This is a genomic window from Streptomyces phytophilus (assembly GCF_013870535.1).
Classification (GTDB): domain Bacteria; phylum Actinomycetota; class Actinomycetes; order Streptomycetales; family Streptomycetaceae; genus Streptomyces; species Streptomyces phytophilus.
Window position 1 is genome coordinate 1 of record NZ_JACBXC010001179.1, and the last position, 1867, is coordinate 1867.

General features: G+C 74.5%; 3 protein-coding genes. 1 reads left to right on the plus strand and 2 read right to left on the minus strand.

The features are described from left to right. Positions 1–597 (minus strand): AzlC family ABC transporter permease (locus H5J30_RS30485; RefSeq protein ID WP_258563611.1); only part of this gene is annotated, 597 nt, incomplete at its 3' end. 89 nt (positions 598–686) lie between these two features. Between H5J30_RS30485 and H5J30_RS30490 the strand changes: the two genes are divergently transcribed. Then, positions 687–1247: a helix-turn-helix domain-containing protein gene (locus H5J30_RS30490; RefSeq protein ID WP_181790673.1), complete on the plus strand. Its 561-nt coding sequence runs from the start codon at positions 687–689 to the stop codon at positions 1245–1247. A 94-nt stretch (positions 1248–1341) separates the two neighbouring features. On the opposite strand, the gene H5J30_RS30495 is transcribed toward H5J30_RS30490, so the two are convergent. Beyond that, positions 1342–1867 (minus strand): TNT domain-containing protein (locus tag H5J30_RS30495; RefSeq protein WP_181790675.1); only part of this gene is annotated, 526 nt, incomplete at its 5' end.

Sequence of the window (1867 nt, forward strand, 5' to 3'; positions counted from 1 at the left end):
CGCGGCCACCAGCGCGACGCCCAGCCCCGCCAGCGACGCCCGCCGCGTACCCGCCTCCCGCAGCGACGGCAGCACCAGCGCCAGCAGCACCGCGGGGAACGCCGCGTCCAGTCCGAAGGCGTCCGTGTCGCTCACCGCCGTACCGCCCAGCGCGCCGAGCACCACGCCCGCGTTCCAGCAGACGAACAGCCCGATGCCGCACGCCCAGTACGCCGCCCGCCGCCGCTCCGGCTCGCGCTGGGCCAGCGCGAACGCCACGGTCTCGTCGATCATCAGATGGCTGCCGGCGAACCGCCGCAGCCGCCCGCCGCCCAGCGCGTCGCCCACGGTGAAGCCGAACGGCACGTGCCGCGCGTTCACCAGCAGCCCCGCGGCCACGGCCGCCAGCGCCGTGCCGCCGGAGGCGACGATGCCGACGAACATGAACTGCGCCGCCCCCGCGAAGACCACCACGGACAGCAGCACCGGCAGCCACAGAGGCAGCCCCTCACTGACCGCGATGGCCCCGAACGAGACGCCGACCAGGGTGTCCGCGGCGCAGACCAGCGCGATGTCGCGGGCGAGGTCGCCGCGCAGGGTTCGCCATATCGAACGCATGGATGCCATGCTGAACATCCGCTAGTCTGTTCGTCAAGCCGAATAAACGACCGACAGAGCGAACACCCCGGGGACGAACGGAGCGTGTCATGGTGCCGAGCGGCGGAGCCCCCCTCGATGCCATCGCCGCGTCGCTCCAGCGCGAGCGCCGCCGCACGGGGCTGACGCTGACGGAGCTGGCCCGCCGCGCGGGCATCGCCAAGTCGACGCTCTCCCAACTGGAGTCCGGCACCGGCAACCCGAGCGTGGAGACCCTCTGGGCCCTCAGCGTCGCGCTCGACGTCCCCTTCTCCCGGCTCGTCGAGCCGCCCCGCCCCCGCGTGCAGGTCATCCGCCGCGGCGAGGGCCCGTCCGTGCCGTCCGAGCACGCCGACTACGCCGCGACGCTGCTGGCCTCCTCCCCCGCCCACGCGCGCCGCGACATCTACCTCGTCACCGTCCAGCCCGGCACCCCCCGCCGCTCGGACCCGCACTCCCCCGGGGTCGTCGAGCACGTGATAGTCAGCACCGGGCGCGCGCGCGTGGGGGTGGCGGAGGAGCCGGTCGACCTCGCCCCTGGCGACTACGCCTCCTACCCCGCCGACGTCCCGCACGTCTTCGAGGCCCTCTCACCGGACACGGTCGCCGTCCTCGTCTCCGAGCACGACTGAGTCCCGGAGCAAGGCTGAGTCCCGGAGCACGACCAAGTTCCCGTGAGCACCACCGGCCGCGCGGCCCGCACCCCGCCCGCGCCCCCGCCCGTCGCTACGCCGGAGCCAGGTAGCCGTGCGCCAGCAGCCAGGTCACGTTCAGCCGCTGCCCGTCGCCCGGGTCGAGGAACACCGGGTCCAGCTTGATCTGCTCGCCCCCGCCGGGCTGCTCGAACCACGGCGCGACCGCGCCCTGCCAGACCCAGAACGGCTTGGTGACCTGGTACACGCGGTAGTCGCAGGGGGCGTCGGGGTCGCGGGTGTTGAGGTTCTGCGGGGGCAGTGCGCGCTCGGCGTAGCGGTCGCCCGCGGGGGCGAGGTAGCCGCCGTACTCCGAGCCGAAGCGGTCGAGCAGCTGCCCGGACTCCAGCCGCGTCGCCTCCCGGTCGACGGTGCCGTTGACCTCGGCGAAGCCGTCGTTCGGCGGGTACTTCCAGGTGCCGCCGTCGGCCGGGCCCGTCCAGTACTTCTCCAGGAACGCGGCGGGCGTGAGCGAACCGGTCGGCCGCCACCCCTGGAGCAGCGGGCCGACCCGCGGCTCCCACCGCCCCGGCAGGTGCTCGGGACCCAGCCGGACGTCG